Consider the following 21,097-nt stretch of genomic DNA (forward strand, 5'->3'; position numbering starts at 1 on the left):
CTATGGTTTAACTTGCCTAACTTTAACTAGTCCTTCGGGCGTCACCCGAAATAAGCCGGTACGATAATTTTGATGGTAGGTCTTTTGCAACATTACCGTAAAGGTCCGGTGCCATTCTGGAAGTGCAATATATTGGTAACTTTGAACCATTTTTTTAAAGTCCGTTGGCGACATCATGAAATTTTCGCGGGCGACCACGTTGTCCGAAAAGAAGTAATATTTGCCAACGTATCCCGCATAATAACTTGCCACGTCGTCTTGGTGTGGGTCCACTAGCAAAACCTTTTGGTGGTTATACTTCGTCGTTTGCTCTGCAATTTTTGGCAATTGAACTGGCAATTCTTCTTGACTATGCGCGTTATTGTATTCCACACCGTCAATTTCTGAAATCATCAAAATAGTTGAAAAAATCATCAATGCTAACGTTGTAAATTGGTAAATATTTTTTGTGATCAATGAACTAAACGAGCGAACGCCCCGTTTTTTAATTTCTTGGACATACATGGCCTTGTCCATCGCCACTGCCACCGCCAAAGCAGCTAAAAAGAGGTTTAATACGACCATGCTGGATAAGTAACGTTCTAGCCCATCAAGATGAATAGCTTCTTTATACGGCATGGAAACGAGGTACATGGCCAATACGCTAACGTAATAAACTATAAAACTAAGATCGATTGCTAAGAGAACTTTTAATAATGAATTTCGTTTGTGTAAAAATAGTCTAATTATTACCCACGCTACAACCACTCCAACGTTAATTAGCAAAACGCCCCTTGTAGAAAGCGAATTGAGTGTTAGGATCTGGTGGAGAAAATGGTGGCTGATTTCTCCCATTACGGTAGAGCTTTCGTGATTTAACTGACTTTGGTAAGCTTGAGCACTGATCTGGTGCTTAGTAACCACGCGGAAAGTGTTGTGAACGTGTTGGTTCCACCAAAAAAATGGTAAATAACTAAGTCCCATGGTGAGCACCATTCGCCACGAAGCAAATCGAAGGCGCCGCCAACGCTTGCCAAACGTTGCGTTAGTTGTTAACGAGTACAACAAATAGCAACCAATCATCACTACGTACATCGTTCCTGAATTTTTAATCAACAATAATTCGGCACTAAAAATTCCGGCAGTTACACATTGCAGCCCCGGGTGATGCCGGTACGAGTAAATCCCCGCAAAGGCCGCTGCTGCAACAACTGGCAACACAAAATCTACTAAAAGATTATTCATCCGAATCGCGATGTTAAAAACGTTGCTAATGGCAATGATAAAACACAGAAAAAAGGCCGTCATGGTACGGCTACGGTCCCGCAATGCAGCAAAAAGTGCGTATAAGCCGGCCCAAATCAATAGAAACTGGCCCACCAACATGGCTCCTTCGCTAAAGCCAACCCAACTAACAAATTCAGTGATCCATAGCGCCGCAGCTGGTGGGTAAGAAGTAAATGAAATCAAGGTTTCCCCACTGCCTGGTAAATGTCCCTGAAATAGTAGAAACTTAACCATTACCGCCCAGTGAGAATAATTATCATAATGAATTAGCGGACTGAAATATAAAATTCGTCCCATCATAATTCCCAAAATCAGCATCCAAAAGTCAAAGTAATGGATCCCTTCAAAAGGGAGTTTTCCCCGGTTAAAGCTAATTAGCCCGACCCGCACAACCAGACCAATGCATCCTACAATTACGACGGCTTTGAGGCCAAACTCCAGTAAGTTTAACATCGCCAGAAAGTACAGCACCAGCGTTTGCACAACCATCGCCGTAATCCACGACATGTACTTGTTCACTCCGGTCATCCGGATCAAGCCCGTGTATCCAAACTGGGCCATTACAAAAACGATTAAACCAAAAAATGACATTTTTTCATTACCTACATTTCTATACTAAGCATTACGACCGCCGCATAAAGCGCGTCGCTGATCGCTCGAGCTCCTTTAACCGCAAAATCACGTTTAAATGCAGCTGATCGAATGGCGTTAGCCAATTGTCTTGCTCTTTAGAAAGGAATTTATTTTCTCCGTCGTACGTGAGTTCTAGGTAGTAATCCTGATCCTTCCGGTCGTCAATACTTATGGTCACTCCGTACCATTTTGGCTCAGTATCAACTACCCGCACAACTTTACTTTTAAAATGAATTGGATAATTTTTGTAGTAAATTATTCCCGTCGTTTCTGTCCCCATCTCTAGCTGGTCTTGATCATTTGCGAGTTCAAACGAAAAACCGCCATCGGAAACGTCGCGCGTCTTAAAGTCCGCCCATTTACCATTTGCTAGCCGTAACTGGCCCTTAGCGTGGCGAATAAATCGTTCGCTACGACGATGAATATCGCGTTTCATAGAAATAAACAGACAGAAACTGAGGTTAATAAAGTGCATTACCAACCAGAAAGTAATTACGCTTCCTACAATAATTTCTGAACCCCATTTTCCCCAATTAAACTTAATGATCGCAATCAAGGTCAGCGACCACAAAATTAGGTATGGAATAATGTACAACTTATCACGCCAAGAAAATTGAACCTTTTTATCCGTAACCTTGAATTTCTTTGCGTGAATCCCAATCGATTCAAGCAAAACGGGCAAAAATAGGTAAGGAGCAAAAAAAGTTTCTTGAATTTCTCCCCACCGTTCGTTACGAATGTTGCTAGAAGCATCTCCCAGAACAAAGTGGAGTAAGAAGTAACCTGGTGCCCAAACAATCATGAGCACCCAGAAATTAGCGTTAACGACCTGTACTTTAAAAAGGGCGTATAAAATGGGGGCCGCAATATAAATTAACCGACGCAAAAATGACCACCAGTAGAGCCAAGTATTAATTAAGATAATTCGATTAATCAAATTAATTTTGGGGTTTAAAAAGATGTGGAGATTACGACAGCTTTGAATTACTCCCCGCGCCCAACGTGTCCGTTGTTTAATAACGCTTTTCATATCTACTGGGGTAATACCACTTGATACAGGCTCTACCGTTGCTAAGCTCTTATAACCCTCACTATTAATTTTGGTCCCAAGTTCAAAATCTTCCGTAATCGTATCAGTGGGAAATCCCCCCACTTTATCAACCGCTTCGCGTAAGAAAACTGCGTTAGAACCAGTGAATAGGGCGTGTCCGTTAGCACCATTTAAAACGTTAACGTCGCGTGAGAAAAAGTCTTGTTCGTTAACCACTGCGTCTTGTAAAAAGAGGTTAAACTGGAAAATATCCGCGTTATAAAAGCTTTGCGGCGTCTGCACAAAGCCTAGTGGTACGGTATGGTCCGGATCCGCCTGCAACTCAGCAAAATTTTCCGTAAAAAACGGGACACTCTCCATCAAAAAGTTAGAAAAAGGAACCATATCTGCATCAAAAATTGCAAATAGCGGTGCATGAAGCTGAGCCAACGCATTATTGATGTTGCCCGCCTTAGCGTGTTTATTTTCCTCCATCGTAACGTAATTAACGCGGTATTCCTTAGCTAGCTGGCGAACTTCCGGTCGGTTTCCATCATCGGCGATTACCACGTTAACCAGCTTAGGATCAGGATATTTCATAAACTTTGCCGCGTTCACGGTTTTACGTAGCAAAGCCACTTCTTCGTTGTGGGTCACGATAATTACGTCAATAGCCGGAACTGGTTGCTCAGCATCGAAATCCGGAATTTTGAAATCAACCGGCTTCTTTTGGCGAATCAACCGAAAAGCAATTAGTACGTACGCCGTGAAATTAGAAACGATCTCACTACCAACCAACATTAACGCGAAAATCAGCGTAAAAAGGTGGGCATGCCATGGAATCGTAAAAAACACCCGCCACAGCAGGTATAAAACGGATAAAACAATCGCTAAAACGTAACTAATTTTCTTGATTTTTGGCATTAGTCCGCCCCCTGTTTTTCCTTAAAAATCAAATCACGCTGGATTTGATAACTGATAATAAATAACGTAAAGTCGACCAAAATTTTGGCAATTAGCGGCGCGATGCTCCCCTGACTATGCGGGAGCCATCCGGTAACTAAATCGGTCAACCAGCCCGATGCAAACATTTGAACGATGAATAACACTCCGTATTTGATAATGGTCTGCCGTCCTTGTTTGCCAAAGACCACCCGGTGATTCAACGTGTAATTAACTACTGCAGATAACAACCGCGAAACGATCGTGGCCACGAGAATTCGTTCCCCAGGCAACTCTTTTCCCATCAAAACGATTATCAGCTCAAATAAACCCACATCAACGAGAAAAGAAATTAATCCGCTCATCGCAAATTTTAGAAAACGCGCATAAATTGCAATGGAATCGCGGACCACCCGGAAGTGTGATGATTTATTTCCATCTAAATAAATCGTAGGAATCGGTTGTTCAGTAATCTTAACCTGGAACTTCCGCGCTCGTAGCAACATGTCAAATTCAAACTCGAACCGTTCCCCAGGAAATTTAAGCAATTGCCTCACGTAACTTCGTGGAATCACCCGGAGTCCCGTTTGCGTATCTGAAATGTTTTGCCGAGTAAGCATACGCACTAACTTGCGCGTCAGCACGTTTCCAAACTGGCTACGCCACGGAATTTGATTAGTAAATTGACGCGCTCCAATAATCAAATCATGCGGGTGCTTTTCAAATTGGTTAACGCAAGCCGCTAGAGCTTCAACAGTATGCTGACCATCCGCATCCATAGTTGCAACTCCTTGGATTTGCGGAAAATTTTCCAAAATGTATTTGAAACCCGTCTTTAAAGCGGCGCCCTTTCCCCGATTAACCTCATGGTGTAATATATGAATACGTTTGTCTTCCATATTTTCCAGATGTTGAAAAATTGGCTATGCTTGCTGATCACTGCCATCATCCACGACCACGAGTGCTTGTACGGGAACCGAACTTCTTAACAGCTCATGAATTAAATCGAGTAATTTTTTATCAGGATTTAATGCCGGAATCAAGATGCCGTAAGTCTTCATTGGTTTCCTCCGTATATGTATTTCAAATATGAAGAAACTATGTGTTTTTTGTGTTTTTATATATTAAAAAACGTATAGTTTTTATCATTTTTGAAACCCAAAAATATAATATAGTTTTCAAATATATCAAGCTTTATCATACTTCAAATCAAGCGTCAATTCAATTTAAACTCGTAATTTAACACATCAACGACAAATGACTTTGATTTTACATTTAACCCCGTACGAGTAGAATTAAAGTGTGTAGTTCACACGCAAAAAATCACACTATTTAAACCGTTTTATCGGGAAAAACATCGCGCTAAATCGCAACTTATTTACCTTAAAGAAAGTAGGAAGACGTAATGAAATTATGGGGATTACTCTTTTTTACCATGGCTCAAATTGGTTATACCGGTATCTTACGGATGCTTGGAATCAATAAATATTTATCTTGGATCACTTCCATAGTAATTCAAACGCTTTTTCTCTATATTTTTGCCATGGTTGGTTTGCTTCGGCTTGGGTTAACCTCCGTTATCCTTATTGGGTGCGGATTCCTTTTATTGCGGGTCATCTCGATTATTTTTCAAGTTGGCAAACTGCCTTTTGAGGGGATTCACTACTTTGATGTATGGATGGTAATAATTGGACTCACCGTCCTTCACACACTGAGTCAGAGCATCCTCATTCATTACGACAATTATTCCCATTGGGCCATTATTGTTAAATATTTGCTCACTCAAGGCCATCTGCCCGTTGCAGGTGATTCGATTATTTCCTTTACGTCTTATCCACCAGCCACCGCCCTTTGGATTACGGAATTTGTTAACTGGGTCGGCTTTAGCGACGGTACCATGTTAGTTGCTCAATTTCTGTTAATCTGGGCTAGTTTATATGCGCTTTTTGCAGTATTACGTGACCGGACTCGTTCTATGAACGGCTTCTTTCTTTGTTTCATCATTGCGATAATTAACGTATTTAACATTGCAATTCGAATGAATAATCTCTTAGTAGATTTTGTCTTACCAGTGGTCACTGCGGCCGGTTTTGCCGGAATTTATAGTGAACGTCACCATCCCTTATGGCAATGCGTTCTTGCCACCTTCTTTAGTGCTGAACTGTTATTGGTCAAAAACTCTGGGACCATGTATGTGGTAATGTTGATTTTTTATCTATTTTATTCATTGGTGGTCAATGGAAACGGCACTCGGTGGCAGCGGTGGTTGCACAGTTTATCTTTTACCACTCTCAGTGCAGCTATTGGTTTTTTACCTTTCTTTTGGTGGAACCAACACGTGCATAGTGCTTTTAAAACAATTTCTAAACATCAAATTAGTACGCAAGCTTACCAGCAACAACTCCACCACGAAGGTAACGCCGTAATCATTAAGATTGGACACCGTTTCCTTGACCAAGTGTTAAATTGGAACGCTCTCTCAACTCGCGGCGTTTTGTTGATTAACGTCAGCTTATTAATTGCTTGGATCATAATTACCTTCTTTATGCACCGTAAAAATTCGCTATTTAAAGCCCTGCTCGCCATTGACGTTAGCTTTTTAGTTTATTACGGCAGCGTGTTTGCTATGTACCTCGTTTCTATGCCTTACGAAGAAGCGATTCAGTTGGATGGCCTAGAGCGTTACTTATCTAGTATGGTAATTTTAAACTTGCTACTTGGTGCGATGGTCCTCGTAGTTTCTATGGATCGGACAATGTTTGAGCAACGGATTGGCCGACGGGGGGTCCGCTCATTCAAAAATATATTTACCAAAAATCTTTACCAACTTACCGCATTAGTATTGATGATATTCTCCACAATTTTGATGTTTTCAGAGATTAACGGTATCGAATACAACAACACCCTTGGTAAAGAACAGCTACCCGTACAATTGAAACAGATTGCCCAGCCTTCGATGACTTATAACCATCGTAAAATCTTACTAGTTGATCCACACGCTAACGACGTCAATAACTACTATGCCGGCTACGTTGGTCGTTACTATTTCTTTTCTGACAGGGTGATCGGACAAGAAAACTTTATGATGTCGCCGGCCACGTTTAAAAAGACCATTGCCGCTTACCAATACGTGGTGTTACCTGAGTGGCACCGGACCTTTACAGTGATGTTAGAAAAAACGTACCACCAAAACTATAAAACCGGTCTCTACCGCGTTTCACCTCACGGTTTGCGACGGGTGCAAAAAGTAGTTGTTAATTAAAAAGTGGACTAACGATTCCCTTTTTTCACAATTACTTGTATCATGGAAATGTAAGCGTATTACCAGACCATTGAGGAGGTTTCATTCATGCTTTTAACCATTGTTCGCCATAGTACTAGTCAGGATAACGGGCGCGGATTAGTTTCCGGAGCTCGTTCCGACGTTGGTTTATCCCCTGCGGGTATTGAATATGCTAAGGAAGTTAGCCAGAATTACGATTGGCACCAGTTCGACCAGGTTTTCTGCAGTCCCATGTTGCGTGCCAAACAAACCGCAAAGATTCTTTTGGGTGACGACGCCCAAATCACCTACGATCCCCGGATTACCGAAATGGACTTTGGCGACTGGGATGGGGTTTCCGAAAAATTGATTTACGAAAAGCACCCCGAAGTTTTTGACCGCCTCGGAATGTTTAACGCCAAGTACGCGGATTACGCGCCCCATTCTGAAAGTTATGCCGCCCTAGTTGAGCGAGTTAGCGGCTTTATATCGGAACTCAAGCAGCAATTTGCCGACCAGTCGGTATTATTAATTTGTCACGGAATGACCACTCGTGCTATTTTTGCGGCCATCTTCGACGTCGACGTAGCTGAATTTGGGATTGTCCAGAACGTAACCTTAAATCAAATTCATCTGGACGAAAAAGACAATTTTAAACCCCGGCTAAATTGCTATAATAACCGGGTTTAATTTAGAAATAATCCTCCTTGTCCAACTTTTTGTATACAAAAAATGACGGTTAGAATTAAAAATTCTTCACCGTCATTTTTTAATTATCCAGGAAAAAGCACTACCCCAAAACTTCTTTAATCGCGTCAACCATTGGTGTTAAAGGCTTTCCAAGGTACTTTTCAAAATCATCGGGTTGTACCGCAAGTGCACCACTTTTAACAATTTGTTGGAAAGAAACCAATAACTCAGCAACGTCTTGGGAGACACCCGCATTTTCGACAAGGTTTTTCGCAGCGGTAGCTTCGTCTCCACTGATAACTTCAAGATCCTTACCAATTGCTCCCCGTAAGGCTGCGCCCACATCTTCGTAAGTGCGAAGCTGTCCTCCTAATTCTAAAATTTCCGGAAAATCAAATTTTCCAGAAACCGCCCGTGCTGCAACTTCGGCGTATTCCCGACGAAGTGCCCATCCAGCTTGGCCGTTGCCGCCCGCATAGATGAACTTACCGCCCTTAGCGCCTGCTGCTAAAAAGGCCGCTTCATTTTCCAAGTACCAATTATTTCGTAAAAAGGTATGGGCAATTCCGCTTTCTTCAATAAGCTGCTCGGTAAACCGGTGGTCAGCGGCAAGCGGACTGGTAGATTCCGTTGCCTTGCCAAAACTAGTGTAAGCAATGTAACTGACTCCCGCTGTCTTGGCCGCCTCTACGACGTCGCGATGTTGTGCTTGCCGGTCGCCATCCGTCGTACTGGAAACAAAGAGCAACCGATCAATTCCTTCAAGGGCCTTCTGTAAACTTGCCGCATCGGTATAGTCTCCGATTCGGACCTTAACGCCAGCCTCCGTTAGCTTAGCCCCCTTTTCCTCATTTCGAGCGAGGCCGTATAAATTGCCATCCGGAACCAAATCCTGCAAAACTTTTAACGCATATCCCCCAAAGTTACCTGTAGCGCCCGTTACTAAAATATTCATAATTAGAACCTCACTTTCGTTGTTAATTGATTAGCTGTACATTTATAAATCACACGTTTATAATAAGGGTAGCAATTCTGATTGTCAAGTGATAAATTCTAGAAGGGAGTTGATAGTAATGAAATATTCCATGCGTTTTAGCGATACCATCCACGTGTTGGCATACATTGCCATTCTGCACGATACGGCTCCGCTGACTAGTCAGGCCATCGCCGCCAGTGTGGAAACCAATCCATCTAATATTCGCAGAATTATGGCGTCACTAAAAAAAGCCGGATTGATTAAAACCACCGTGGGTAAACCGCAACCAGCATTAACCCGGGCACCAGAACAAATTTCTTTATTAGACATTTTCAACAGTCTTGATGAGGCCGACACGAACTTGATTCAAGTTGATCCCAAAACAAACCCGGACTGCGTGGTGGGTGGCAACATCCAAGATGCTTTAAACGCCCAATACGCCCATTTCCAAAAAGTCGTCCAAGATGAAATGGCTAAAACCACTTTGGCCGACGTCATTCAGGATATTGCAACTAACGAAGTCAAAAAACGGCCCGAAAATCAGGAATTGATGGCTAATTATCTAAAATCTTAAGTCTGCACTTTTACTGAAAATTAACTGTCTAGCTAAGAAAAAATAAAGGGACTCCTCGAGAAAATTTCTTTCTCGAAGAGCCCTTTTCTTTTGCAAAATGATTAATTTTAAAACATGATTAACGCTTATTCCACGTTTTTACATACAACGTTTAGCTTGCGCTTGCCAAGCAGTTAGTCCCTTTTTCAACCGTTGCAGTCCGTCTTGCAGGCGTTCTTTTGGACAAGCCACATTCATCCTCAAAAAGTGATTTCCATTGCCACCATAAACACTTCCGGCCGATAAAATTAACCCAGTTTCTTTTCGAATAAACTTCGCTAGTTTTGCAGAATCATTTGTAACCTGGCTGACGTCTATCCAGATTAGATAAGTAGCTTGTCCCTCAACTAAGGCGACCCGTGGACCTACTTCTTGCGAGATAAAATTGCGAACTAGTTCGCGATTTTCGACCAAGTACTCTTTAAGCTCTTGTAACCAGGGAAGTCCTTTTTCGTAAGCCGCAATCGTGCCCGGGATTGCGACCAAGTTGGGTTCTGCCAATTCTTCGCTATTCAATCCACGGTTAATTTGGGCCCGCAAATTTTTGTTTGGTACCAACACAGTTGCTGCATGCATTGCTGCCACGTTAAACGTTTTGCTTGGAGAAACCGCCGCCACCAAGTTTTGAATCAATTCTGCTGGTAAGCTAAACATTGGTGTATAACCTGTTTGATTAAAAGTGAGGTCTCCATGAATCTCATCACTAAAAATTTTCACGTGGTATTGTTGGCAGAGTTGGCCAAGTCGAGTCAACGTCTCCCGTGACCAAATCAATCCAATCGGGTTGTGTGGGTTGCATAAAATCATCATATTCGTTAGCGGATCACTTAATTTTGCTTCCAAATCATCCCAATCCACATGGTAGACGTGTTTGTTTTCGTCATAAAGTAAGTCACTTGAAACCACGTGGCGCCCGTTATTCACGATTGAATTATAAAAAATATTGTAAACAGGTGCTTGCACTAAAACATTATCTCCTACAGCAGTTAGCCGACGAACCGCTGAAGAAAGCGCGGGAACTACTCCGGTTGCAAACGTCATCCATGCGGGATCTGGACGAAAACCATGCACCCGTTCATACCAATTTGCCACTGCATTAAAGTATGCCGGCGGAATTTCTTCATACCCAAAAATTCCATCTCGAACCTTTTCTTGTAATGCTTGAACAATTGCGGGACTCGTTTTAAAGTCCATATCTGCTATCCACATAGGCAACTCATTTTTAGCAACGTGCCACTTAATGGAATTAGTTTTGGTTCGGTTGATTATCTGATCAAAATCACTCATCGTTACGCTCCTTTCGGCAACCGTGTTGTTGTTTGGGTAATTACGGTATTTTGTGGATCAATTGTTGGATCATCCATAATTATTTCACCAACGGATGCAACTCGAATATTTCCACTGATTGGGTTCTTAATGCTCATTACATCAGTAGTAATTTCTGCGTCAATGTTCCGACAATATTCAAAGGCAAGGTTAGTCCGCAAAACCCGACAATTAATCATTTTTAAATCATCTACATAACAAAGCCCTTGTTCGCTTTCAATTGTACAATTAATTAAAGTTAAATTCTTAGTATTCCACGCTAAATATTCACCACTGATTATGGAATCGTAAATGGTGACATTCTCACAATTCCAAAAGGCATCTTTAGAAACCAGTCGCGAATTGTGCACCTCCACATTTTTAGCCCCGTCGAAACAATAATTACCCACTAAATCCAAATGGTCGATATATAAATTGGTGCTATTCATCCCGAAGTAATCACCATTAGCTTGCACATTTTTCAGCGTTACCTGGTTGCATTTCCAAAGGGTTTCTTGCGCATCTGAAAAATGAATATTATTTAGCTTAACTTGATTGCACACTCGAAAAAGCTTTGGTGCTTGAAGAGTTGAATCATTAAGTTCAATATCGTTCGTATACCAAATTCCCGAGCGAGCCATCGTCTCTAGAATTATCCTTTCTCCTTTAACGTGCTTTGCATACCAAAGGGGGTACTTCCACTTAAATACGGTATCTATTAATTCAATATTTTGACTCTCTTTTAAAGGCGACTCTCCTTCGCCAAAAGTAGCTTGTTCAATTATTAAATCACGAGCATTAAACAGTGATCGTTCTCCTTCAAAGTAGTTTTCATTTATTTTTTGCATTCTTACATCTCTTTTCATTAAGCTTACTTAACTTCCAATATTCATAGTATATGGCGTCCGCTTAACTATGTTAAATATTTATTGGTTATCGTTATTTATAACATTTACTTATCAATTGGATTAATATTGGGAGCCGTACCAAAAAAAGGGATTCTCAAAACTTTTACATCTTGAGAACCCCTTTTAATTTGTTGACTTTCAATTCGAACTCAAAGCACGTGTCAAAAGTCTTTTTACTATACTTAACCCGACTTTCTTAGCAAAATTAGCCAAGGTTACTTCTTCAAAACCATACGTTCCGCATCCACGCCTAACTCGGTTTTGATCCGTTGCTGTAATTCTTCAGCAGCTTGTTGTGCACGTTGCGCTTGGTCAGCGTTAACCGCTTCGATAACCAATACCGCATCGGTAGTTTCCTCAGTTAGCATGGTGCGTTGAGCCTCACGCCAATTAAAGCAGCGACAAATAGCTCCAGTTTGGTCGTAATAAATGACTTCCCCTGGCAATGCCGGTTCATCTTCTTCTACTCCAAGGGGTCGGAAACTTTCGCCACCCTTAGCGACTCCGAGATGCATCGTGCCATCCATTTTTTGTAGATCTTCACTCCCACACGGTACGCCAAACCCGAGTGAGATGCTGTTATAGATATCGACCAATGGATTAATGGGGCTAAGTGTTTTCCCTTGGGAAACGCGTTTAAGTAGCGCCTCAATTGATGAACGGGCGCCCTTTTTCTTCTTAAATTTGGTAAACGCATCTCGCCATTCACTAATTACCGGATTATTTCGGAAGACATCATCAGTAATAAATTTCTGAGCTTCTTTAACAGCTTTGTCTAGCATTGCCTGATAGTGTGCCGACTGCGCGGACGCTTGGTGGTTATCAATTCCATGGGCTACCAATACTTGAAACTGTGCTTTGGGAAATAAGTCCCAAATTTGATCGTCAACGATTAATGGTTGCATATTAAATTTCCTCCTCTAATACTTACAGATTAATTCACAGCCATTATCTAACAAAATAGATGCAAATGCAACAAAACTAAAAAATAAAAAAAGGCCGAGGAAGTTTTTCCTCAGCCTTTTCGTTAACTCAGCTAAATTAAATTAGTTAAGCTTAGTTTTGCTTTGAACTTCAAGCTTGTCGTTGAAGTCGTAAACAACTGGTTCACCAGTTGCCATTTCAAGATTCATGATGTCTTCATCAGAAATGTTTTCGATGTACTTGCTCAAAGCACGGAGTGAGTTACCGTGTGCAGCAATGATAACGTTCTTGTTGTCAAGCAACTTAGGAGCAATTTCATCTTCCCAGAAAGGAATAACCCGTTCAAGAGTCACCTTAAGGTTTTCGCCACCAGGGATGATGCGTGGGTCTAAGTTTGCGTAACGACGGTCGTTAGCAGCTGAACCTTCATCGCTAGCGTCTAACAATGGAGGAAGTACGTCGTATGAACGGCGCCAAATGTGAACTTGTTCGTCGCCCCATTTTTCAGCAGCCTTAGCCTTGTTTTGGCCTTGCAATGCACCGTAGTGACGTTCGTTCAAACGCCATGTCTTGGTTTCTGGGATCCAAAGTTGGTCAGATTCTTCCAAAGCATAGTGCAAAGTCTTGATGGCACGAGTTAATACTGAAGTGTAAGCTTGGTCAAATTCAAGACCCGCTTCCTTGATTAACTTACCAGCATTTTTTGCTTGTTTAACACCTTCATCACTAAGATCAACGTCAACCCAACCAGTAAATTGGTTTGATAAGTTCCATTCACTTTGACCATGACGAATCAAAACTAATTTTGCCATATCGTTTGAATACCTCTTTCTTCAAATAAATTTCTAACGTTCTAATTTTACAATTTTTAACCGCTAAGCACAAACCTAAAATAAAGAAGTTTTTAATCAAGATCGATTTGGTTAGGGAAGTGCGCTAAGCGGGTTCCGGCTTTACCCAATTCTTCTTCAATTCGCAAAAGTTGATTATATTTTTCCACCCGTTCCGACCGTGCGGGCGCACCCGCCTTTAGTTGCGCAGCGTTTGTGGCCACGGTAAAGTCCGCGACAAATGTATCCGCGGTTTCACCAGAACGGTGCGACATCATCGTGGTATAGCCATTTTTCCGGGCCACCCGGATGGCTTCGAGTGTTTCCGTGACCGTTCCAATTTGATTTAACTTGATTAAAATTGAATTTGCCATCCCCTTCTTGATTGCTTCCCGAATCAAGCGCGGATTCGTGCAAACCGGGTCGTCAGCCACAATTTGTACTTTCTTGCCATATTCATCCGTAAACTTCACGAAATTATCCCAATCCTCTTCTCCATACGGGTCTTCTAGCGAAATAATTTCTGGGAATTCTTTTAGCAGTTTTCCGTAATATTCGCCTAGTTCTTGTGGGGTATACGTCTTGCCTTCAAAATCATAGTTCTTGGTCTCTCGATTATAGAAATATGATGCCGCCGCATCAAAAGCAATCGCAACTTCTTTTCCCGGGACGTACCCTGCTTTAACGATCGCTTCGTGTAACATTTTCAAAGCGTCTTCCGAGGAAGGTAAGTCTGGCGCAAAGCCACCTTCATCCCCTAATCCCGTGGAATATCCTGCATCGGCGATGATCTTTTTTAGCGTGTGATAGGTATTGACGATTTTTTCAAATCCATCCCGGAAACTAGTCCGTTCTACCGGTGTAATCATAAACTCCTGAACATCGATTCGATTGTTGGCATGCTCACCACCATTGATTACGTTATGGAAAGTTTGTGGTAATTCTAAATCAGTTCCTCCTAAATATCGGTACAAATGGACGTGAAGAGCGTTCGCCGCCGCCCTTGCGGTAGCCATGGATACTCCTAAAATCGCGTTAGCCCCTAATTTCCGTTTGTTACTGGTACCGTCTAAGTCAATCATTATTTGGTCAACATTCGCTTGGTTGAAAGGATCCGCACCCTTTAAAGCTACCGCAATATTATTATTGACGTTACTAATTGCCTTCAATACTCCCTTACCGGCCAAACGCTTTCCGCCATCCCGTAATTCTACGGCTTCTTTTTCCCCAGTCGAAGCGCCTGATGGTACAGCGGCCCGGCCCCTCACTCCGTTAGATAGCTGCACGTCAACTTCAACAGTGGGATTTCCTCGTGAATCAAAAATTTCCCGTGCTTTAACGTTTTCGATAACTAGTGTCATTACTAAATTCCCCCTCTTAAACAAAAAAGACGTCTATTACCCCTAGGTTTCCTAGAAATAATAGACGTCATCAAATTATTGTTTAATTATTTTTACGGCGAACGTCATCGCCTATTTAGTTACAGCCACATTATAGTGCCGCCGAATAATTTTTACAAGCCGTTTTGAAATTTTTTCAAGGCAATTAACCTTCTGGCTTTTAAATATCCCGCTAAATCCTTCGATAAACAGTCTTCAGTAATTTGAAACCGCAACCTGATTTTATTTTCGTGAGGAAGTAGCCACTGGTGAAGTTTTTACCGCGTCCCGTTCCGCTTCTTTTTCAGCTTTAGGAGCTTTGTCACTTTCCGAGCTGCTTTCCGTTGATCCTGAATCAGTCGAACTAGCATCACCTTGCTTATCACCAGATTCCTTATCTGCGGATTTTTCCTTAGATTTATCTTTGGAACTATCCTTAGGCTTCTTCTTAGGTGCAGTAGAAGGCGTCGTCGTTGGCCCTTCGTACCGTGGTTTTACTTTTGGATTAGCTGCCTTACTACCCGAACCCTGATTATTATCAGGGGTGGTATCATTATTAAAAGCATCCCGATCAGCAACGATTCCAGCGTTGTTAAAACGCTGCAGTGTCAGCGCCTGATCACGAAGGGCACCGTAATATCCCTTACTAAATTCTTCGTCTCTAAGCATCAAGTCTAATTGCGCATTCGAAGCGTAAAAGTCCCACGCCTCGTTCAACTTTTTAGCTTTTTCCAACTGTTTATTAAACTTCTTGAAATTAGTCCTAATTTTCTTAATTAGCTTAATTCGCGCCCGACTGCGTTCTTTTAAAACCTTCGAACCGTCTGAAATTTTCAGCACATTTTTATAATCCAGACGTGCGCTCGTAAATTCATTACTCTTAAATTCCGATTCTGCCCGGGTAAACTGCTGGGTTTGCTCAAGCAGGTGGGTTGCCTGTCGATCGCTTTTTTTCTTTGTGAGGGCCCGTGAAAAATAGTTTTTTGCGGCCGCGTAGTTCTTTTGGACAATCGCCGTTTGTCCATTGGTGATATTGCGTTGATATTGCAGTTCATTTTCATGATAATGAGCAACTGAGTACCCACCGACCACTCCGGCGACCAAAAAAATCAGAACCGCCCAAATCCACTTTTTCATCGGTATTCCTCCCGTTTCAGGTATCTGCCTAATTATACCACGTAAGGCTTCATTACCCACATTAGGGAATTCGTTTTCATTAGCTTCTCATTTGAAATATTTACCCAAACACGTTATAACAGTTGTATAACTATTTTTGGAAAGGACCTGAATCATGCTTGAGAAACAATTTTATAAAACGTTTTTAAAACGTTCATTTGGTATCCCAATTAAAGTTAATTATTGGGATGGCAGTTCCGCAGTTTACGGAACGGGAGAACCCCAAGCAACCATCACTTTTAAAAAGGCCATTCCGATTAAAAGCATTACTAAGAATGCTTCAATCGCCCTTGGGGAGGCGTACATGGATGGTACGATTACCGTCGATGGTAATTTACAAAAACTAATTACTTCCGCTTATGAAAACGCAGATAGCTTTTTCCACAACAAAAAGTTTATTCATTTTCTTCCTAAACAAGGCCATGGCGAAAAAGAAAGTAAAGAGGACGTTCAAAACCATTACGATATCGGAAACGACTTCTATAAACTATGGTTAGACCCAACAATGACTTATTCGTGTGCTTACTTTGAAAGCGACCAAGATAGCTTGGAAACTGCGCAAATGAACAAGGTTCGCCACATTATTCGAAAACTAAATCCACAACCAGGAAAAACTCTTCTAGACATCGGTTGTGGTTGGGGAACTTTAATGCTCACCGCTGCTAAGGAATTTAACTTAAAGGTGGTTGGCGTGACCCTCAGCCAAGAACAATACGACTTGGTGAACCAACGCATCCAAGAAGAAGGACTTAGCGGAGTTGCGGAAGTTCGGTTGCAAGATTACCGTGAACTTGGTGACGAGAAATTTGACTACATCACTAGTGTAGGAATGTTTGAACACGTTGGTAAAGAAAACTTAGGCATCTACTTTGATAACGTAGCTAAGTATTTGAAGGATGATGGGGTTGCATTGATCCACGGAATCACCCGGCAACAAGGTGGTGCCAACAACGGTTGGTTAAATAAATGGATCTTCCCTGGTGGGTACGTTCCTGGCTTAGTTGAAAATATCCAACACATCATCGATAGTGGCCTCCAAATTGACGACATGGAACCGTTGCGTCGTCATTACCAACGGACTACTGAAATTTGGGACGCTAACTTTAACAAGCATCGCGACGAGGTCCGTGAAATGTTCGACGAAAAATTTGTTCGGATGTGGGACTTATACTTACAAGCGTGTGCGGCTTCGTTTGAATCTGGCAACATTGACGTAATCCAATACTTGCTAACTAAGGGAGCAAGTGGTCGGGTCCTTCCAATGACGCGGGATTATATGTATGAAAAATAAAGAGAACGGAGAACCCCGGGTAACTTCTGAGGATTAAAAAAATTAAGGAATTAATCGCGTTTTATGCGATTGATTCCTTAATTTAGTTAACCGGAAGAAGTTGGGGTTCGGAGTTCGTTTCAGCTATGCAGCTAAAACAAAAAATCATAAAATTAATCGTGGGTTTGGCGATTAGTTTTATGATTTTGCTAACCGGAAAAGATTGGTGGCTGGAGTTCGTTTCGTCCATACTGCAGAAGAGTCGAAAAATTAAGGAATTAATCGCGTTTTATGCGATTGATTCCTTAATTTAGTTAACCGGAAGAAGTTGGGGTTCGGAGTTCGTTTCAGTTATGCAGCTAAAACAAAAAATCATAAAATTAATCGTGGGTTTGGCGATTAGTTTTATGATTTTGTTAACCGGAAAAGATTGGTGGCTGGAGTTCGTTTCGTCCATACTGCAGAAGAGTCGAAAAATTAAGGAATTAATCGCGTTTTATGCGATTGATTCCTTAATTTAGTTAACCGGAAGAAGTTGGGGTTCGGAGTTCGTTCCAGTTATGCGGCAGTCTTAAAATATCATCGACTTCTCGGCAAAAATCCAATAAAATTATATATTAAGTTAATTATTCGAAAGTAGGACGTTAACATGAAAATAGTAGAAGTAAGCGCCCCTTCTCCTCAATTAATCCAAGATCTATTAAAGGTTTGGGAAAGTTCCGTTAAAGCAACCCATTTATTTTTGTCAAACGATGAAATCCAAAAAATAAAGGGTTACATCCCAGAAGCTTTAACTAGTGTGGCCCACCTAATCATTATAGAAAATGAAATTGGGCAGCCCGTCGGTTTTATGGGAATTAACAATCACTTTTTAGAAATGCTATTTATTGCTGACGCTCACCGCGGGAAGGGATTGGGCAAGCAATTATTAGAATATGGAATAAACAAATATTCAGTAAACAAGCTGGACGTAAATGAACAAAACCCACTTGCAAGGGGATTTTACGAACGTATGGGCTTTTCGGTTTATCAAAGGAGCGCGTTAGATGGGCAAGGCAACCCTTACCCCATCTTGCACATGCGAAAAGACTAAAATAATCGTACATTATTCACCACATCATCCAATTCATAATTAAAAACGTCTTCGTTGATAACGCTAATATCCAACCTCACTGAAATTAAAAAGCCGGGAAAAATTCCCGGCTTTTTGTTTAGTTTTATTTAAATAATCAACGTCAAGATCATCACCGTAACCAACCCAACGATTACGGAAACAGCCATCGAACGCGTCCAATAGGCAATGATAATTACTACAAGTGCGCCCAAGATTAACGCTAAGTTTCCTGACGTAATCAACGTATAATCACTGGAAATAAAGATTCCCTTCACGACGAGCGCCGTAAATAGTGAAATTGGCACGTATTTCATCCAATCGTTAAACCAATCGGGAATCTGGCGTTTTGAAAAAAACAGTAGTGGCAAATATCGTGGAGCAAAAGCCACAAAAAAACCAAGAATTATAATCAATAAATGATCAAACGAACTGTACTCCATAGGTGATTTCTCCTACCAAACTTAAAGAATATCTGATTCTTTCTTATCAATTTTTTCGATAATTGGTCCACCCTTACGTGAGCCAATTGCTTGTAGCCACATACTGCTTGGTCGCTTTTTAACCAATAGTTCTTCCGTCAAAAAACCGGTGAAGGAAGCTAGCAACGTTGAGACTACCAAACCTAAAGTACTCTTGGTGACAATCATGCAAACTGCCGCGAGCACCCCAGAAAAGATACATATCACTAATGACAATCGTGACTTAACTTGCATTACAATCATGTAAATGAAAAGTGCAGTTAATGCAAAATCCACGACGGTCAAATTAATTTTCAAGACACTCCCGATTAGCGAACCAATCACGTTAGCCACGGTCCAAAATAGTAACGACCAGTGCTCAACTTGACGGGCATCACTGGGGGTCCAATTCTTATCGGTAGCAAATTTCAAATAGTTTACCGCATAATTTTCATCATTTAATGAAAGCGCGAATGTAAATATTGAAGTATGGCTTTCTCCCTGTAGATACTTCGACAAACTCGATCCTAGTAAAGCATAACGCAATTCAAGGAAAAAAAGCATTAAAACAATCGTTAGAATCGGTGCATTCACCGTTAACATCTGTGCAATTAAAAATTGGGCTCCTCCGGAAAAGATAACCAAAGAAACTAAACCGGTAAGCAACGTATTGAAACCAGCTGCGTGCAATAAAATACCACATGCTAAACCAATTGGTGTGTAACTTAAGCAAAGTGGCCACGCAACTTTGAAGGTTTCCTTCCAACGTGCCTTTGTTTCAACTTGTTCCAAAGTTTGTCCTCCCAAAAAAATTAGATCTTTTAAGAATATATTAATTTTTTGCAAAGCATACGAACTAATTTTAACATGCAAGGTTGGTTTTTAATAGTAGCAGGTTAGAAAACCTCGCAAGGCCACTCAAGCCTTTAGCGAAAGGGTTCCTACTCAAATTCTTGCCTCAACGTGCTGTAAATAGTCACTCAATTCAAAATCATTTTATTTAAACCATCCCGAAATCGTCCGACCTAGTCGTACCCACCAACTAGCTTTTTGAACGTCTTGGGTTGGTTTTAACTTTACCTTAACCGCTGATTTATTAGGCAAGAAACTTAGCGCAGATCCGGTAAGGCGCCCCGTGGCGATGGTTTGGTCCTTATCTACGGGAGCCTTGGTTTTAGTGGAACTCAACTTCACCTTCTTGAGCTTCAGAGTTTGACCGCCCTTTTTAGTTTTCCAGTACGTAAATGGTTGCGCCAAACGTAATTTAACTTGCCGTTGCTTAGCCGAGTTCATCATCACGGAAGCCTGATTTTTCATTTTCGTTTTTACCACCGTTAAATTGGTCATCAAAGCTTGCCAAATTGCCTTAGTATCGGTAAACCGATGGTCTGTTTTGGCCCCTAAAACCACGCTAATCACTCGTCGATGGTTAATCTCTCCGGTAGCCGCGAAATCTTCCCCCGCCGCTAACGAAGTTCCGGTTTTTAAGCCATCCAGGTGGTAACGCTGGTCATACTGGGCTCCCCCAGGCAATAATTCGTTATGGTTGATCATGGTTACTTTGTCACTACCAGTATTAAAATCCAATTTTTGAATTTTGGTAATCTTTAAAATTTCTGGAAATTCTTTTAAAACGTGCTGGATCACCACTGCCATGTCGTTAGCGGACATTTGGTTTTCAGCGTTTTTCGGGGAACCCGGATATTTTTCTGCGCCGACCTGATTTTCTAGTAACCCCGCCGCGTTATATAGTTTGGCATCGTTGATTCCCCAGCCCTTTACGGTAGCACGCATTTCATCGACAAACTTCTGTGAACTACCTGCTTGTGCTTTACCTAACGCGATAATTGCGGCATTCGCCGAATAAATCAACGAAGCATCCAGCAAATTTTTGACGGTGTAAGTTTTTCCCGCCGTTAAAGGAACGTTCGTCAACTCGTTGTTTTCGCTAATTTTAGCAATGTCGGCGTTAATTTTCACCGGTTGATCCCACCGCATTTTACCACTTTGGACACTTTTCATAATTAGATAAGCTGAAAGAACTTTCGACATCGAGGCAATCGGTAACACCTGATCCGCGTGTTTATCGTACAAAACTTGGCCCGTTTCTTCATCAATCGCTAACGCTGCTTTAGCCGTTACTTGCGGATTTACCAGTGACGACGTTTGCATAGCAGCCGCAGCCGGCGTAATCCCGGTGGCAAACAACAAAAACGTCGCAATCATTAATAATACTTTCTTCATTTCTACTCCCTTTAATACCTATGTAATCAAAAACGCTAGTTGTCCAATTTTTTGCTAACTTAACCGTTAATAGAACG

Annotated in this window: 19 protein-coding genes and 1 riboswitch; of the genes, 5 read left to right on the forward strand and 14 right to left on the reverse strand. The window is 41.5% G+C overall.

Translation table 11 applies throughout. The features are described from left to right. Genes NYR25_08540 through NYR25_08555 form a run of 4 tightly spaced genes read right to left on the reverse strand, consistent with a single transcriptional unit; the run spans position 1 to position 4,932 of the window. On the reverse strand, positions 1-1,857 hold the full coding sequence (locus tag NYR25_08540; GenBank protein UWF33617.1) for an ABC transporter permease: 1,857 nt from the start codon (positions 1,855-1,857) through the stop codon (positions 1-3). Between the two features lie 31 nt (positions 1,858-1,888). Next, on the reverse strand, positions 1,889-3,853 hold the full coding sequence (locus NYR25_08545) for a glycosyltransferase (protein UWF33618.1): 1,965 nt from the start codon (positions 3,851-3,853) through the stop codon (positions 1,889-1,891). Continuing rightward, on the reverse strand, positions 3,853-4,770 hold the full coding sequence (locus NYR25_08550) for a bifunctional glycosyltransferase family 2/GtrA family protein (GenBank protein UWF33619.1): 918 nt from the start codon (positions 4,768-4,770) through the stop codon (positions 3,853-3,855). The genes NYR25_08545 and NYR25_08550 overlap by 1 nt, the downstream gene beginning before the upstream one ends. A gap of 24 nt (positions 4,771-4,794) precedes the next feature. Next, complete coding sequence (locus NYR25_08555; protein ID UWF33620.1) at positions 4,795-4,932, reverse strand: glycosyltransferase; 138 nt, start codon at positions 4,930-4,932, stop codon at positions 4,795-4,797. 344 nt (positions 4,933-5,276) lie between these two features. Here NYR25_08555 and NYR25_08560 point away from each other — a divergent pair, with 344 nt between their 5' ends. Further along, a complete protein-coding gene (locus NYR25_08560) occupies positions 5,277-7,133 on the forward strand; it encodes an ABC transporter permease (GenBank protein ID UWF33621.1) in 1,857 nt (618 codons plus the stop codon). 87 nt (positions 7,134-7,220) lie between these two features. After that, positions 7,221-7,823, forward strand: a complete 603-nt coding sequence (locus tag NYR25_08565) for a histidine phosphatase family protein (GenBank protein UWF33622.1) — start codon at positions 7,221-7,223, stop codon at positions 7,821-7,823. Between the two features lie 100 nt (positions 7,824-7,923). On the opposite strand, the gene NYR25_08570 is transcribed toward NYR25_08565, so the two are convergent. After that, positions 7,924-8,778 (reverse strand): NAD(P)H-binding protein, encoded by an 855-nt coding sequence (locus NYR25_08570; GenBank protein UWF33623.1) that lies wholly within the window; start codon positions 8,776-8,778, stop codon positions 7,924-7,926. A 118-nt stretch (positions 8,779-8,896) separates the two neighbouring features. On the opposite strand from NYR25_08570, the gene NYR25_08575 reads away from it, so the two are divergent. Next, positions 8,897-9,373: an Rrf2 family transcriptional regulator gene (locus tag NYR25_08575; GenBank protein ID UWF33624.1), complete on the forward strand. Its 477-nt coding sequence runs from the start codon at positions 8,897-8,899 to the stop codon at positions 9,371-9,373. Between the two features lie 138 nt (positions 9,374-9,511). On the opposite strand, the gene NYR25_08580 is transcribed toward NYR25_08575, so the two are convergent. The 6 genes from NYR25_08580 to NYR25_08605 all read right to left on the reverse strand — a co-directional run bounded on the left by NYR25_08580 (position 9,512) and on the right by NYR25_08605 (position 15,895). Then, a complete protein-coding gene (locus tag NYR25_08580; GenBank protein ID UWF33625.1) occupies positions 9,512-10,699 on the reverse strand; it encodes a pyridoxal phosphate-dependent aminotransferase in 1,188 nt (395 codons plus the stop codon). Between the two features lie 2 nt (positions 10,700-10,701). Then, on the reverse strand, positions 10,702-11,565 hold the full coding sequence (locus tag NYR25_08585) for a DUF3737 family protein (GenBank protein ID UWF33626.1): 864 nt from the start codon (positions 11,563-11,565) through the stop codon (positions 10,702-10,704). Between the two features lie 275 nt (positions 11,566-11,840). Then, entirely contained in the window at positions 11,841-12,530 is a 690-nt protein-coding gene (locus NYR25_08590) for a phenylalanine--tRNA ligase beta subunit-related protein (protein ID UWF33627.1), read from the reverse strand. Positions 12,531-12,671: 141 nt separating this feature from the next. Continuing rightward, on the reverse strand, positions 12,672-13,361 hold the full coding sequence (locus NYR25_08595) for a 2,3-diphosphoglycerate-dependent phosphoglycerate mutase (protein ID UWF33628.1): 690 nt from the start codon (positions 13,359-13,361) through the stop codon (positions 12,672-12,674). A 92-nt stretch (positions 13,362-13,453) separates the two neighbouring features. Then, positions 13,454-14,740: a phosphopyruvate hydratase gene (gene eno, locus NYR25_08600; protein ID UWF33629.1), complete on the reverse strand. Its 1,287-nt coding sequence runs from the start codon at positions 14,738-14,740 to the stop codon at positions 13,454-13,456. A 54-nt stretch (positions 14,741-14,794) separates the two neighbouring features. Beyond that, a riboswitch (Fluoride riboswitch) is annotated at positions 14,795-14,861 on the reverse strand. Between the two features lie 140 nt (positions 14,862-15,001). Next, the gene (locus NYR25_08605) at positions 15,002-15,895 is read right to left on the reverse strand and encodes a hypothetical protein (protein UWF33630.1); all 894 of its coding nucleotides are present in this window, start codon (positions 15,893-15,895) and stop codon (positions 15,002-15,004) included. 154 nt (positions 15,896-16,049) lie between these two features. Here NYR25_08605 and NYR25_08610 point away from each other — a divergent pair, with 154 nt between their 5' ends. Together NYR25_08610 and NYR25_08615 are read left to right on the forward strand one after the other, a co-directional pair. Continuing rightward, positions 16,050-17,225, forward strand: a complete 1,176-nt coding sequence (locus NYR25_08610; GenBank protein UWF33631.1) for a cyclopropane-fatty-acyl-phospholipid synthase family protein — start codon at positions 16,050-16,052, stop codon at positions 17,223-17,225. Between the two features lie 628 nt (positions 17,226-17,853). Next, positions 17,854-18,297 (forward strand): GNAT family N-acetyltransferase, encoded by a 444-nt coding sequence (locus NYR25_08615; GenBank protein ID UWF33632.1) that lies wholly within the window; start codon positions 17,854-17,856, stop codon positions 18,295-18,297. Between the two features lie 128 nt (positions 18,298-18,425). Here the strand turns inward: NYR25_08615 and NYR25_08620 are convergent, their stop codons facing one another. From NYR25_08620 to NYR25_08630, 3 genes are all read right to left on the reverse strand, one after another. Beyond that, positions 18,426-18,758: an AzlD domain-containing protein gene (locus NYR25_08620; GenBank protein ID UWF33633.1), complete on the reverse strand. Its 333-nt coding sequence runs from the start codon at positions 18,756-18,758 to the stop codon at positions 18,426-18,428. A 21-nt stretch (positions 18,759-18,779) separates the two neighbouring features. Beyond that, a complete protein-coding gene (locus tag NYR25_08625; GenBank protein UWF33634.1) occupies positions 18,780-19,568 on the reverse strand; it encodes an AzlC family ABC transporter permease in 789 nt (262 codons plus the stop codon). Positions 19,569-19,772: 204 nt separating this feature from the next. Next, positions 19,773-21,020 (reverse strand): D-alanyl-D-alanine carboxypeptidase, encoded by a 1,248-nt coding sequence (locus tag NYR25_08630; GenBank protein UWF33635.1) that lies wholly within the window; start codon positions 21,018-21,020, stop codon positions 19,773-19,775. Between the last annotated feature and the right edge of the window lie 77 nt (positions 21,021-21,097).

This window comes from Pediococcus acidilactici, from assembly GCA_024970065.1.
GTDB classification, from domain to species: domain Bacteria; phylum Bacillota; class Bacilli; order Lactobacillales; family Lactobacillaceae; genus Pediococcus; species Pediococcus acidilactici_A.